Source organism: Okeania sp. SIO2F5 (assembly GCF_010692685.1).
GTDB lineage: Bacteria > Cyanobacteriota > Cyanobacteriia > Cyanobacteriales > Microcoleaceae > Okeania > Okeania hirsuta.
Map to the genome: position 1 here is coordinate 1 of NZ_JAAHGU010000057.1, position 14,372 is coordinate 14,372.

11 protein-coding genes and 1 pseudogene are annotated in these 14,372 nt (G+C 39.6%); 6 read left to right on the forward strand and 6 right to left on the reverse strand.

Annotated features, from left to right (window positions below; all coding sequences use genetic code 11):
* Nucleotides 1-167: 167 nt before the first annotated feature.
* Nucleotides 168-335: pseudogene (locus F6K27_RS18030) on the reverse strand (zinc ribbon domain-containing protein); the annotation flags it as partial.
* A 16-nt stretch (nucleotides 336-351) separates the two neighbouring features.
* Nucleotides 352-681 carry a transposase gene (locus F6K27_RS33740; protein ID WP_353736010.1) on the reverse strand — a complete coding sequence of 110 codons (330 nt, stop codon included), beginning with the start codon at nucleotides 679-681 and terminating at the stop codon, nucleotides 352-354.
* Between the two features lie 204 nt (nucleotides 682-885).
* Here F6K27_RS33740 and F6K27_RS33745 point away from each other — a divergent pair, with 204 nt between their 5' ends.
* Nucleotides 886-1,188, forward strand: a complete 303-nt coding sequence (locus F6K27_RS33745) for a hypothetical protein (protein ID WP_124143046.1) — start codon at nucleotides 886-888, stop codon at nucleotides 1,186-1,188.
* A gap of 152 nt (nucleotides 1,189-1,340) precedes the next feature.
* Here the strand turns inward: F6K27_RS33745 and F6K27_RS33750 are convergent, their stop codons facing one another.
* Nucleotides 1,341-1,598, reverse strand: coding sequence for a helix-turn-helix domain-containing protein (locus F6K27_RS33750; protein WP_124143045.1), 258 nt, complete (start codon nucleotides 1,596-1,598; stop codon nucleotides 1,341-1,343).
* 152 nt (nucleotides 1,599-1,750) lie between these two features.
* Between F6K27_RS33750 and psb28 the strand changes: the two genes are divergently transcribed.
* Nucleotides 1,751-2,086 (forward strand): photosystem II reaction center protein Psb28, encoded by a 336-nt coding sequence (psb28, locus tag F6K27_RS18040; protein ID WP_124143044.1) that lies wholly within the window; start codon nucleotides 1,751-1,753, stop codon nucleotides 2,084-2,086.
* Nucleotides 2,087-2,825: 739 nt separating this feature from the next.
* On the opposite strand, the gene F6K27_RS18045 is transcribed toward psb28, so the two are convergent.
* Entirely contained in the window at nucleotides 2,826-5,537 is a 2,712-nt protein-coding gene (locus F6K27_RS18045) for an RNA helicase (protein ID WP_287277705.1), read from the reverse strand.
* Nucleotides 5,538-5,667: 130 nt separating this feature from the next.
* Nucleotides 5,668-6,882, reverse strand: coding sequence for an RNA-guided endonuclease TnpB family protein (locus tag F6K27_RS18050; protein WP_124143042.1), 1,215 nt, complete (start codon nucleotides 6,880-6,882; stop codon nucleotides 5,668-5,670).
* 171 nt (nucleotides 6,883-7,053) lie between these two features.
* Between F6K27_RS18050 and F6K27_RS18055 the strand changes: the two genes are divergently transcribed.
* The 4 genes from F6K27_RS18055 to F6K27_RS18070 all read left to right on the forward strand — a co-directional run bounded on the left by F6K27_RS18055 (nucleotide 7,054) and on the right by F6K27_RS18070 (nucleotide 13,915).
* The gene (locus tag F6K27_RS18055) at nucleotides 7,054-8,562 is read left to right on the forward strand and encodes an FAD-dependent oxidoreductase (RefSeq protein ID WP_287277707.1); all 1,509 of its coding nucleotides are present in this window, start codon (nucleotides 7,054-7,056) and stop codon (nucleotides 8,560-8,562) included.
* A 963-nt stretch (nucleotides 8,563-9,525) separates the two neighbouring features.
* Nucleotides 9,526-10,824 (forward strand): pitrilysin family protein, encoded by a 1,299-nt coding sequence (locus F6K27_RS18060; RefSeq protein ID WP_287277708.1) that lies wholly within the window; start codon nucleotides 9,526-9,528, stop codon nucleotides 10,822-10,824.
* 938 nt (nucleotides 10,825-11,762) lie between these two features.
* Nucleotides 11,763-12,338, forward strand: coding sequence for a PEP-CTERM sorting domain-containing protein (locus tag F6K27_RS18065; protein ID WP_287277709.1), 576 nt, complete (start codon nucleotides 11,763-11,765; stop codon nucleotides 12,336-12,338).
* Nucleotides 12,339-13,078: 740 nt separating this feature from the next.
* On the forward strand, nucleotides 13,079-13,915 hold the full coding sequence (locus tag F6K27_RS18070; RefSeq protein WP_287277711.1) for a nidogen-like domain-containing protein: 837 nt from the start codon (nucleotides 13,079-13,081) through the stop codon (nucleotides 13,913-13,915).
* A gap of 129 nt (nucleotides 13,916-14,044) precedes the next feature.
* Here the strand turns inward: F6K27_RS18070 and F6K27_RS18075 are convergent, their stop codons facing one another.
* Nucleotides 14,045-14,275: a hypothetical protein gene (locus F6K27_RS18075; protein ID WP_287277712.1), complete on the reverse strand. Its 231-nt coding sequence runs from the start codon at nucleotides 14,273-14,275 to the stop codon at nucleotides 14,045-14,047.
* Nucleotides 14,276-14,372: the final 97 nt, after the last annotated feature.

Here is a 14,372-nt window from a genome sequence, read left to right on the forward strand (position 1 = left end):
GTAAACAATTTCAAGCTATAAACTGTAAATTATCAATACCATTACAGACATCCTTAAAACTTTAAGGTTTAGCGATCGCCTAATTTATGAAAAATACAGCTCATACAGTTACTTTTATATTACATTGCAAATATCTATGTAACATGTAAAGATGCCAGCGCTCATTGCTATATTGCTGCATTTTCATCCTGGTCGTGTTTAGCTCCACAACCCAGACACTCCCATTCTCCTACTTTCAGGTCTAATTTCCCACCAGGAAAACGGCAACATGAACACACTTGGGTAGTCGCCTCCCAACAACTAATTACTCTTAGCTCACGACTGTACTTTTCTGCTTTTCCTTCTAACTAATCAGGTACGAAATTGTCTCCAGCCTAAATCACTTATGGATCTGGACAATTTCCGGTCTCTTGGTGCGCGTTCCCTCTCTTGGTCGGCGTTCCTATGGCGAGGAGACCGTTCCCTACAATCCCGGAACGGGAACGCCGGGTTCCGACCGCTTGCGACTGGTGTCGTCGCGGGGTAGCACCGCTTCTTAATCATACCAGAAACGTTTCCTTCGGAATGCTTCGCAAACAAATCTTCCAGAATAATTGTTTGGTTTTCACGAATTATTTCAGTGGATAATTTATGTAGAAAATCGGTTCTAGTGTCTTTTAATTTGGCATGTTTGCGTAGCATGACCTAGGAAAATTTAGCCACCCTAAGTCTGGCTTTTTCGTATCTTTTAGATCCTTGAGTTTTCTTAGATAATGATTTACTGAATTTCCTATATTTTTTAATTCGTTTTTTTAATAGAGTTGTTGGGAAATAACAATTGAACAATGCTCAAAACCTTATAGAATAAGCTTTTCATGATTCTAGAGCTGAAAAACGCTATAAACTTTGACCAATAACGGTTTTAGCCATTTTTTTAGCTTAATTCCCAACAACTCTAATGGTTTTGGCGCATCTACTTTTTCACCATTACTGAATGTGGCAAAAGTTTTGATTCCTAAATCTATGTCTACTGAATTTCTAAATTTTAGTAGTATTTGCGGTGGAATTTCTACGACAAAACTCAGAAAATATCTGTTAGCTGCATCTTTGATGACTGTTACTGATGATGGTTATCCTGGTAAAGGTCTTGACCAGACTACTTTGAAAAACCCTATTTTCGCTAAGTATACTTTGTCTTCATGTACTTGAAAACCTCTTAAGGTAAACCTAGCAGTTTGTCTTGACCTTCGCTTTTTGAATTTGGGAGGTTTAATCGCTTTACCTTTTCTTTTACCTAGGGACATTGCATGCAAGGTCCGTACACTAAAAAAGTTTTGGTAAGCCTGGTTTAAATCATTTAATCATTGTTGTAATGGGACTACAGAAACTTCTGACAACCATTCTCTATTTTCTGTTTTTTTTGCTTGAGTAATAAAGAGTTTTTGTAGTTCAGAGTTACTTGGTTTTTTCTCACCTAAAATATACTTTTCCTGATAGCAAGCTAGGCTATCGTTCCAGATTGTGCGGACACAACCAAATAGCTTTGCTAATCGGTGTTTTTGTCCAACTGTTGAATCAATTCGATATTTGTACCTGGCTTTAATTATTATCGTTTTCAACTAACAATGATATAGCATATTTGTGGGTATCAAATCAAATCAAAAGTCCCCCTAGAAGGGGAAGGCGTAACTACCCAGTTTTTCGGTGAAACTCGATCAGATTGTGTTTATAATAATACTTTAACGATTGCTTAAGGATTAAAAAGATACTGATGACTGCAATTCAATTTATTCAAGGTGTTGATGAAGAGGCTATACCAGAAGTACGTCTAACCCGTTCTCGTAGCGGTAATCAAGGAACAGCTACATTTATTTTTGAGAATCCTAAGGCTTTAGGCCAAGATGTTACTGAAGATATTACAGGAATGTATATGATTGATGAAGAAGGCCAAATTACCAGTCGCGAAGTTAAGGCCAAATTTATCAATGGTGAGCCGAAAGGGCTAGAGGGACTTTATGTGATGAAATCTAAAGAAGATTGGGACCGTTTTATGCGGTTCATGGAGCGTTATGCTAAAGATCATGGTTTAGAATTTAATCAGGCTTGATTTGTTCCCCAGACCAGTAAGTAACTTTTGAGTCTGGGGCTAACTGCTAAAAGTGAAGTGCCCATAAAGATATCTCTGAAAAAGGTGGTCTTATACCAATTTGATAAATGTTTGCTACAAATCGCTTGGTTATTTATTAGTTAGGTAGGACTCAGGTAGGGGAGCAGTCGAATTGGCAACGTACAAGAGTCAGAATTAATAGCTTTGATATCGTTATGTAAATCCTATATTATTTTTTAGTCCGTGTTGTCAATATTTGTTAAGACTGCCAAGGATTTAAAAGCAGTGAACCATAGGACTCATTAAATCCAAAGTGGAATTTTAAGGGTGTACCCATGACAAGGGACGTTTAGGAGAGGAGCCGTGATGAGGTGAAAGTCTCACGTCCGGTTCTGAAGACAAGCAGACTCTATAAAGGGCAACTGGAAATGGGTTTGTTTAGTTTAACTATTTGCCTAGTGCTATAATTAATCTTCATTCTGTGAAGCTCCAAAAAAACGAAAAGAATTTCCCCTTGTATCCCCAAAAAAATCATGGTACTATGTAATCATTAGTAGTTCCTCGCACCTACGCATGACTTTTTATTCAACCAATACACAACAATATTAACAGGAGTCGAAGGAAAAGGCGCAGACATATCAAAAGCTTAAAACTCAGACAACGCAAGATTTTTCCATCTTGCTTCCTCCCTCTTCCTTCTTAAAATCTAGGCCACTTTAACCCCTAGAAACATCAACAATTACTTAACTTCCTCATTAACAGGAAAACGGTCTATCAACTGCATCGCCCGATAAGCATTCCGTCGCAAAACATCAGATAAATGAGGCACATGAGGAATCTGAGAAAGAAAATCCAGAGTCCGACGTAAAATCCGGACAACATCACCCTCATCCAGACTCGTATTTTCCACCAACACCTGCCATTCCACCTCCAGTGCCCACTGTTCAACCAAACTAATCAAATCCCTCTCTAACCAAACAGGTAAACTTACCCGATACCGACGCTGCACCTGAAATAACTGATGTCGTAAACTACGCAAACCACCTAAAGCATCCTCTACCTCCATAGACAAATCATAACGCGACCAACTATCAGGTCTGCTAATCTCCGTCACCAAAGCAGCACAAGCAGCTGCCAAATGATGAGGGTCGAGTGAATCTAGGACACCAGACATCAACGCCAAACCAAGCCACAATTCATTGTCACCTCGGATCGCTGCACAAGCTTGACCAATTTCCGTAGGCACTACCTCATGCAGACAGCCAAAATATTGCAAGATTTCAATGAGATTGAGAAATTCCTGCCAATGACGAGCCAACTTATCCTCCAACTCAGTTTGGCGATCGCCTATTTCCATCTCCAACATACCCATTCGTCGCCAACCCTTCAACAAAATACGAGGACTTCCCCATTCCTTCAGCGGATGTTCCTGAATCTTTACTTCCACCGTTGCTACTTTCTGCATTTGTACCAAAACTTCTGGAGCATCTATTGGCGGAGGTACCTCTGGAATTTGTTGAGATAAACTCAGATAAATTTCATCTCCTTTACGACATTGCCCTAACCTAAAATCTATCTCAGCAGGCAACTCCATTTGTTCTACCGCCACTAACCGAGGTACATCTGGGTGTAAACCGACAACATCCATTGCTGCTACAACATACCATCGATTATCCTTACCCAAGCACACATAGTAAGAAGACTGACCAGAACCAGGAATTTTAGCTACTAAAGCAGCGGCAATAGGTTTAGCGTCAGACCTCTTCGCAGTAGGAACGTGCTTTCCTTTTAAACTCATAATAGTTCCCGATAGAGCAAAAGACAAAGACAAAGACATCTCCTTAATGCGATTTTCATCCGCTTGCCTTTGCAAAATTTTCAGCAGTCGTTTTTCTTCTTTTACTCTTTCTCGTATCTTCTCATAATCTCTCAGCAACTGCTCTAAATTTACCAAATCATTCTGTTCATAAATCCCTAATTTATTTTGCAAAGAAGTTAACTCTGCCTGCTTTTGCTCAATCTCTATGCGTTCTGCTTCCAGGGAAAGACTAGATAAATATTGACCAAAACTACGTTCGACTAACTCCTTTGCCTCCTCCAAAGTATGAGTTTGCAGCAAATTCAGCACCATGCCATAACTAGGAGTAAACTGACTAACTAGGGGGTCAGCTCCTGAAGTTGCTAAATAAGATGCCTCCTTCGCACCCTCAAACCTAGTCTGGACAGTTAAAACGTAACCTTGAACATCCATCCCCCGTCGTCCAGCTCTACCTGCCATTTGCAGAAATTCTGATGGTTTTAGCAGTCTGTGACCTTCATCCGTACGTTTGGAGAGGCTAGAGATTACAGTAGTACGAGCTGGCATATTAATTCCAGCAGCTAAGGTTTCAGTGGCAAATACTACTTTGATTAAACCTAGCTGAAATAATTCTTCGACTAATCCTTTCCAAACTGGTAACATTCCGGCATGGTGAGCTGCTATGCCTTTGCTTAGGGGTTCGAGTTTTTTGGAGTGAGCTAAGTCTGGGTTACGAGTGAGGAATTTTTGAATTAGGTTTTGCAGTTTAGTTGCTTCTGCTTCGTCCAGCAAAGTAAGATTGCTGACTTGTGCTATTTCTGCCACTGCGCGATCGCAACCTCGACGGCTAAATATGAAGTAGATAGCTGGCAACATATCCCGCTCTTTAAGTTGGGATAAAACTGTTGGTAAGATTGGTTCTAGTTGTTTTTCTCTTCTATCTCTGCCTATTCTTCTATTTTTAGGCTTGAGCAAGGGATTTACTCTTTTTTGGTTATTGCTCAGTAGAGGAAATAGACCTTTGCTGTTAGAAAAATTAAATTGGAGAGGTACTGGCCGAAAATCAGAGTAAATCAGTTCAGTTGGCCCATGTACTTTATTGATCCAATCTGTAAGCTGGTCGCTGTTGGCTACTGTAGCGGAGAGAGCTAATAGTTGAATTTCTGATGGACAATAAATTATTAATTCTTCCCATACTGTGCCTCGTTGGCGATCGTTCATGTAGTGGCATTCGTCCAAGACTACGGCTTCTACTTTTTCTAGAGATGTGCCTATTTCTCCTATGGGGGTGCCATAGAGCATATTGCGGAAGACTTCTGTAGTCATTACTAGGACTGATGCTTCCCTGTTAACGGAGGTATCTCCGGTGACTAACCCTACTTTGTCTGCTCCAAATTTGTCCCGGAAGTCCCGCAATTTTTGGTTTGACAGAGCTTTGAGGGGTGTGGTATAGAATACTCGTCGTCCGCGACTTAGGGCACGGTAGATGGCGTATTCTCCAATTAGAGTTTTGCCTGAGCCGGTAGGGGTACAAACAACTACGGATTTTCCAGCGTTTACGGCGACGATCGCCTCTTTCTGGAAGTTGTCTAGTTCAAATGGAAATAAGGTCTTCAGATCCAGCTCTCGGCTGTTCTGGGTTGAGTATGACACTAATGTTTATTTTCTTGACTTTATACAGGTTTTGTGATATTTACTATTCTGTTTTTTTAATTAACGAGTAAATATTGACACTCTCACCGTTAAATCAAAGATTATAATGGGAGATTCTTGTTTCAGACTCTTAACTAGGTAACAAATCAAACAAGCTGAGTTGCACCCCCGCCAGACCGTCTCCACAAGCTTTTTTGTTAACGGTATGCCCTACCGCTATTAATCCTCTTTTTCTAATTACTTTTGCAGCAGCTACATCCCGATTCACTTGATAACCACAACTGCTACTATTATGTTTTCTATCAGACAGTTTCTTTTTCTGTATATGCCCACATAACGGACATTCTTGAGAGGTATAATTCTTGTCAACTTTGTAATAGTACTTACCTCGTTTCCAGCAAACATAAGGCAATATTTCGTTGATAAACTGACCAATTCCAGAATCCAAGGATTGTTTTCTAACAATACCTTGAGACCAAGATTTAAAATTCATATCTTCAACAAAAATATTGTCTGTAAAATCGCAAAGTTGATGAGCTAGTTTGAAATGCCAATCACGTCTAGTATTAGCTATTTTTTCATGTAGTCTAGCTATTTTATTCTGGAGTTTTAACCAGTTATTTGAACCTCTTATTTTCTTCTTAAGTCTTCTTTGCAGCAATTTCAGCTCGCGCAGTGAACTCAATAAAAATTTAGGATATTTGATTAAATTTCCAGTGGAAGTAGCTACAAAAGATTCTATTCCTGCATCAATGCCTAATGACCTTTCACCTACTGGATTATCTGGGACTGATTCTGATGAAGTAAAGGTAATCATCAGATAATAACCACTAGCTTTTTTGACTATCCTGGCTTGTTTAACCACCATTTCTTCCGGGTATGGCCTACTCTGCTTTAATTTAATCCAACCCAATTGAGGTAACTTGAATCTACCGCAACCCAGACAATTTTTCAGCATGGCAGGAAAGACAAAGCTTCTCATCCTTTTCTTAAATCTTGGAAAGCCTTTGCCTAAACTTTTCATCTCAGAAAATGCCCTGTCTAATTGTTTTAAAGTTTGTTGTAAAACCTGAGCATTTGCTGATTTTAATCTAGGATTAGTTTTCTTAGCTATTGTTAAGTTTTTTGCTTGATGATTGTAATTAGGATAAGGGGCATCAGCAGGAATAATATACTCAGAAATAATTGAACAACTACTAATTGATGATTTTCTCGAATTTAACCAGTCTTTTCGTTTTCTTAAGGCATAGTTATATACACTTTTACAGACATCAAGAATGTGATTAATTTCTGCCTCTTGATGCTGAGTTGGTTTCAGCTTGTACTGGTAAGTTAAAGTAATCAACTTTGTTATTCAACTTCTAAGTAAATACTATTTAATTATAACACAAAATATGCACAGCCTTGACAACTACTAGAAAATTAAGCAAATTAGAAGAAAATTGGGAAACTAGCCTGAAAATTGGCTCTAGAAAATCCACAAAAATTACTGAATTTTTGACTTAAAAAAAGTAGCATGACAATAGGAACTAAAACTCCAAAAATAGTAGTAGTTGGTGCTGGTTGGGCTGGTTTAGGAGCCACTCACCACCTAGCCAAAAATGGCTATGACGTTACACTCCTAGAAGCTGGCCCTTATCCCGGTGGTTTAGTCGCTGGTTGGAAAACTCCCGGAGGCCGTTCTGTAGAAGTGGGCATACATGGTTTTTGGTATCCTTACCATAACATATTTTCTCTTGTCAAGAAGCTAAACCTCGATCCATTCACTCCCTGGACTCGTTCAGCTCAATATTCTCCTGCTGGGTTAGAGGTAGAATCACCTATTTTTCAAGACTTACCACCTTTTCCAACACCTCTTGGTACTTTTATTTATACTCAATTTAAACGATTACCTTTGAGCGATCGCCTTTCTGCTCTGCCACTGCTTTATTCTGTGATAGATTTTGATAATTCGGATGAAGCTTGGCGAAGATACGACGCAGTAACAGCGAGAGAATTATTCAAACAATATGGCGTGACTAAAAGATTATATGATGATGCTTTTAACGCCATGTTATTAGTTGGTTTATTTGCTCCGGGAGAACAATGTTCGGCTGCTGCTGCATTGGGAATGTTATATTATTTTATCCTAGCTCACCAACCAGATTTTGATGTTGTTTGGTGTCGGGGAACTGTAGGAGAAATGATATTTAAACCTTGGGTAGAAAATATTGAAAATTTGGGTGGCAAAGTTCTGACAAAACAGCGAGTTACTGACTTAATTGTTGATGATAATGGCAAAGCAACAAAGGTTGTTTGTGAAGACCAAATATTTGAAGCAGATGCAGTAATTTTTGCTGTTGGTATTAGTGGAATGAAAAAGATTCTGGCAGGGAGTGAAGCTCTGCAAAGTCGTCAAGAATTTAGGAATATTAATAATTTAGGTGGAGTTGATGTATTAGGAACCAGATTATGGTTCGACCGAAAAATTTCAATTCCTCGTGCTTCTAATGCTTGTTTTGGATTTGATACAACTACAGGCTGGACCTTTTTTGATTTGAATGCTTTACATGATGAATTTCGCCATGAACCAGGAACAGTTGTGGAAGTAGATTTTTATCATGCTAATCAGTTTTTGCCTTTAAGTGATGGGGAAATTATTAAAATGGTACAGACATATTTAGCAACTTGTATTCCAGAATTTATAGAAGCAGAAATTATTGACCAAAGTGTGGTTAGAGTTAGAGAAGCAGTCACTCACTTTTTTCCTGGAAGTTATCAATATTTACTCCCTGCTAAAACAAGTTTTGACAATGTATTTATGAGTGGAGATTGGATTGTTAATCGTCACGGTTCATGGTCTCAGGAAAAAGCTTATGTAACAGGTTTAGAAGCAGCTAACTTAGTAGTAGATAAGTTTAAATTAGGACAGAAAGCTAATATTATTCCCGTAGAAAAAGATGAGGAGCATATTCAATTTGCCAGGACGATAAATAAGTCGTTCAGAGAGATAGGAAAATCAATATTTCCTAATATTTGGTTGTAATATAGCAATCACCATGCTGGTGAGGTACAAAACTCTAGGCTTTAGGCAACAGGCAACAGGCAACAGGCAACAGTCAACAGGCAACAGGCAATAGGCAATAGGCAACAGGCAATAGGCAATAGTGAAGTAAAGACAAGAGTGTACCTCATGCTTACTGAGAAACGCTATATAGCGCTTTTCACCCCTATGAGGTACATCAACGATCCCCCTAGATCCGCCTTAAAAAGGGGGACTTCCGGTTTCCCCCCTTGTCAACACAGGGTCAATTTATTGTCACAGTTTATTGTCACACTTAGAAAAATTGATAGGGAGATTGGGAGTGTGGGGACTGTAGGGAAATTTGTATATTTGCACAATTTTTTGTATTTCATATTACAGCACTTTTTAGGAGAATGAGGTACCGCTTCCAGGATTTATCTTTTTTTCCCTACTCTTTTCCCTACTCCCTACTCCCGAAAGTCCTAAAATTTCGTACCTCATCAACTCCAAAACTGCTTTAATATTCTCTGACGACAAAGAATTAGCCCTGCCATCAACGGGGGTGGTGAAAATTGTCTGGGGTTTGTAGACATGGAGTGGCCGGTTGTTGACTATCCATAAGCAATTAGACCTTCAGCATAGCTGCCTTCTTCAAAGCAGTCGAAGGAAAGGAGACCGACAGAGCAAAAGCTGAAAACTCAGACAAAGCAATATTTTTCACTCTTCTCTCTTGCCTCTTCCTTCTTCCCTTCCCTCTTCCCTCTTCCCTCTTCTTTCTTACTTCTTCCCTCTGCTATAGGACTTACGCACTGACCATAGATATAGTTCTTTGTGGGTGACGCTACCGCTAACACACACTACCAATAGCGTTCATGCGTAAATCCTGAATTATTTCTCCCTGTTCCCAGATCCGGTGTTCCCTGTTCCCTCTTTTGGAGGAGATGTCACTATATTGAGAAAGGTAAACCACAGAAAAAATCAAGAATGACCTCAACCCTAGTCCAACCAACCCTCGAATCTCTCAACGCCCCTACTATCCACCAACTACCAAATGGACTTACTATCATTGCCGAATACCTACCAGTTGAAGCAGTTAATCTCAATATTTGGCTAAACGTTGGTTCTGCAGTTGAATCCGAACCAATCAATGGTATGGCCCATTTTCTTGAGCATATAATTTTCAAAGGCACTCCCAAACTCCGTGGTGGTGAATTTGAACGCTTAGTAGAACAACAAGGTGCCGTAATGAACGCCGCCACTAGCCAAGACTACACCCATTTTTACATTACCACTGCTCCTAAAGACTTTGCCAAATTAGCACCTTTGCAGTGGGAAGTACTCCTAAATGCCAGCATTGCAGATGACCCTTTTGAAAGAGAGCGGTCTGTTGTACTAGAAGAAATTCGGCGCTCAGATGATAACCTTAACCGTCGTTGTTACCGAAAAGCGATTGAAACCGCCTTTGAAAAATTACCCTATCGTCGTCCGGTATTAGGTCCTGCTGAAGTTGTTTCTCAACTGCAACCCCAACAAATGCGCGACTTTCATCAGACTTGGTATCAACCTGGTTCTATGACTGCCACTGTAGTCGGAAATTTACCAGTAGAAGAATTAATTGATATAGTCGCCAGTTCATTTACCGAAGCACAAAACAGCAAAAATATTCCAGAAATACCTCCACTACCACCCACAAATAATTTAACCCCAGAGCAACCTTTTACAAAAATAGTTCGCCATGAAGTAGTTGATGAAGCTCTTCAACAAGCAAGGTTAATGATGCTTTGGCGAGTACCTGGGTTAACTCAATTACATGAAACTTATGCCTTAGATGTATTGGCAACTATTTTGAGTCGAGGGAAAACATCTCGCCTGGTGCGTGACTTACGGGAAGAGCGAGGTTTGGTTTATTCTATTGGTGTGAGTAATATGAGTCATCGTCATCAAGGTGTTTTCTATATTTCTGCTAGGTTGCCAGAAGAAAATTTAGCTGAAGTAGAAGCAGCGATCGCTCACCACATACATACTATTCAACAAGAGTCGGTGACAGAAACAGAAATTCAACGTATTCGGACATTAGTTGCTAATAGGTTTATTTTTGCCAATGAGACACCGAGCGATCGAGCTAATTTATATGGTTACTATCACTCAATAGTGGGAGACTTAGCACCTGCGCTCAGTTATCCTCAACATATTCAGGCACTCGACTCGTCTGATATTCAACAGGCGGCATCAAAATATTTGTCTGTTGATGCTTATGGAGTAATAGCGTTTCGACCTAAGTAAGTGTAAAAAGTTAGGTAGTTAGGTAGGGTGCGTTAGGCAGTAATCATATTTGTGGTGAATTACTCTCTGGAAAATTTCTGCCGTAACGCACCAAGCAATCAAAATTGGCAGTAATCATATTTGTGGTGAATCACTCTCTGGAAAATTTCTGCCGTAACGCACCAAGCAATCAAAATTGGCAGTAATCATATTTGTGGTGAATCACTCTCTGGAAAATTTCTGCCGTAACGCACCAAGCAATCAAAATTGGCAGTAATCATATTTGTGGTGAATCACTCTCTGGAAAATTTCTGCCGTAATATCATATCCGGATAATTAGTGATCAGAAAACTCTCTCCTTCAACTCCAGTTCTTCTTCTTCCTTCTTCTTTCTTCCCTCCTGACTCCTGACTTCCCCTCCACGATCGGGGGAGGGGCGAGGGGTGGGTTGACTCCTGAGGACTCCGTAGTTATTTATTTATCACTGTTCAACCGGACATGATATAACGCACCAAGCAATCAAAATTGGCAGTAATCATATTTGTGTTGAATCACTCTCTGGAAAATTTCTGCCGTAACGCACCAAGCAATCAAAAGTAGTCGTCTGTTAAGATTCAATTGTTGGTCAGTGGGAGCATCTTGATCCCGTGCATGAAGGTCTAGTTGCCTTATATCAGCAAGAATCTCAGATTTTTAATCAGACTTTTATCTTAGGACTCCAAAACTTCCCGGATACACTATCCAATCTAGCTTCATCAAAACTTCATAATCCCTCTTGGCATAGCTAGACACTTCAAACCCCTATCTCATAATTAATTCCACTGATTTTAACCACTAAAAATACCATCGTCATTTTTGAAGATTTTGTAAAGTATAGTCACAAGGAGTTGCGGAAATTTCATGGGGGGGGTATACTAACCTTTAAGTCAATAAAAATAAGTTTTACAAGGGAATTAATTATGTTTAAACATTTTTCAATCGCTGCTGTTGGCGCTGCTATCACTACTTTTACTGCTGTTTCTGCGGCTAGTGCTGCTACTTTTGGGTTTTCTTTCAGTAATGTAAATGGTGCAGTCAATGGTACTGTTGAAGGTACTATTGAATTAATTGAATCACCTGTTCGCGATGATCGTTTTTTAGCTACTTCAGTTATAGTTACCTCTAGTCCTGACTTAGGATATAATCTTCCCCTAAATATTTTTACAGATATAAACCAACCTTCTGCAAATACTTTTATTGTTGTTGGGGGGGAAATTGATGGCTTATTGTTTAACTCTAACAATGAGACTGAAGGGTTATTTCTTAATCTTATTCCTGTTATTACACCAACTGGGCCAGAGCTTATTGGAGCTGCTCTTTTAAGCTCAGCAGGTGCTCGTGATCCCTTTTCTGGAGTTGCAGATATAGGCGCTTCGACCGTTACCTTTACCTCTCTTTCTACAACTATCCCTGAAACTGTCCCTGAACCGGGTACAATTTTAGGATTATTAACCGTTGGTTCATTAGGTGCATTAACTCGCAAACGCGAAGCATAAACCTAAGTGCTTCAGGTGCAACTTCTCACTCTATAAAACCTAATTTAATCAGGACTTACACACTACAACGTATTTTCGTCATTGCGACCGACAGGGTTTGCGTAGCAGTCCGGAACGGAAAGCAATCTCAAATCCTAGTTTTTCCTACCTCATGGGTAAGTCCTGTTAATGATACCTACAAATATTTGATTTTAGAGAGATTCACCTGAAAGTGTTAGGTGTGTCTCTCGAATTTATTTATGCCCTGCAATATTTTCTATTTGTGGTGAATCACTCTATTGAAAATTTCTGGCGTAATATCATGTCCGGTTGAATAGTTTAATTAAAGCTCTACTACAAACAAAAACTTTTTGATTGCTCATGATCCGGACATCATATAATGCACCGAGGAGTCAAAATTCCCGGCAATTAAGCCATCAGTTACATCCGTTACTAACATGACTTTTGGAAGTCGCCACTACATCTATAGGACTAACTTGAAGACGTAATCATACAAAGATCACACCTTAATATCCGGAAAGAGTTATGTCGCTTCATAAAAACTTAATAATTACCCATTCCATAGCAATACATTAGAATCTCCACTCCTAATATATTTGGCTGATTTTCACTACGAAAAACACTGTAGACATGTTTAAAGATTCGGTAAAGTAGAGCACAAAGGGGTTGCAGATTTTTCGCAGGGGGAGGTAGATTAGAGTTGTACGCAATCAAAATAAACTTTCCAAGGAGATTTAATCATGTTGAAAAAGCTTTCAATCGCTGCTGCTGGTGCTACTCTCGCTACTTTAACTGCTGTTTCTAGTGCTAATGCTGCTGCAATCCGGTCTGGATTTGACTCAAATACACTGCAACGAAATGATGACGGTTCAACAGGCCAAGTTTCAATAGGTTTTGATGTTGATTTCTACGGTATCATGTTCGACCAGTTGTTCGTCAACAACAACGGAAACATTACATTTGACTCAGCTTTGAGTAGTTTCACACCATTTGATCTGACTAGCACAGGTCAACAAATCATTGCGCCATTTTTTGGAGATGTAGATACTCGTGGTCCAGGCGAAGCTGTAACTTACGGTAGTGGTACTGTAGATGGTCGTGCTGCCTTTGGTGTCAACTGGGTTGATGTTGGCTTTTTCTCACAAAATGAGCCACTAAATAGCTTTCAGTTGGTATTGATAGACCGCTCTGAAACTGGCGCTGGCAACTTTGACTTTGAGTTCAACTACGATGAAATTCTCTGGGAAGCTGGTACATTTAGTGGTGGTAATTCACAAGGTTTAGGTGGTAACTCTGCTCGTGCAGGTTTCTCAAATGGTACTGGCAACGAAGGAACATTTTTTGAGTTAGATGGTTCCGCAGTTAACGGAGCTTTTCTTGACGGAGGAAGTCAGGCATTAGTCAGCAATAGCCTTAATAGTGATGTGTTAGGGCGCTATGTCTTCTCAGTACGGGATGGAGAAGTTGAATTTTCAGATCAAGTTTCAACTCCTGAACCTGCTTCTATCTTAGGTTTGTTAGCAATAAGTGCTTTAGGCGCAACTTCTCTCAAGCGTAAGCGTAAAGAAGAAGTGTAGGTTCACAGGTCTAATTTCTTGCAAACCTACGTCAATTTTAAAACCTAACTTGATTATACCTACAAATATTTGATTGTCAACAGATGCACCTAAAAAAAAGATTATGGGGCATCTTTTTACTTTCTTTCTTTACCTTATGTAGGCTAAAAATATTACCAATGCTTTAAAGCGATCGCTTTCTTCTTCCCAGAAGGCGATCGCTCCACCAATAATATCATGTCCGTTTATATCGTTTGTGTAAACCCAAGGGTGAATATCTACAGGAAATGATGGTTTTTTCTTGCGAGGGTAGCCTTCTTCCCTCTTCCCTCTTTCTTCTTCCTTCTTCCTTCTTCCTTCTTCCTTACCTTTGCTATACAAGACCGATGCTACCGGACATGATATAACCCATCCGTTACTAACCTAACTTTTGGAAGTCGCAACTACATCTATAGAACCCCTACATGGATCTATAAAC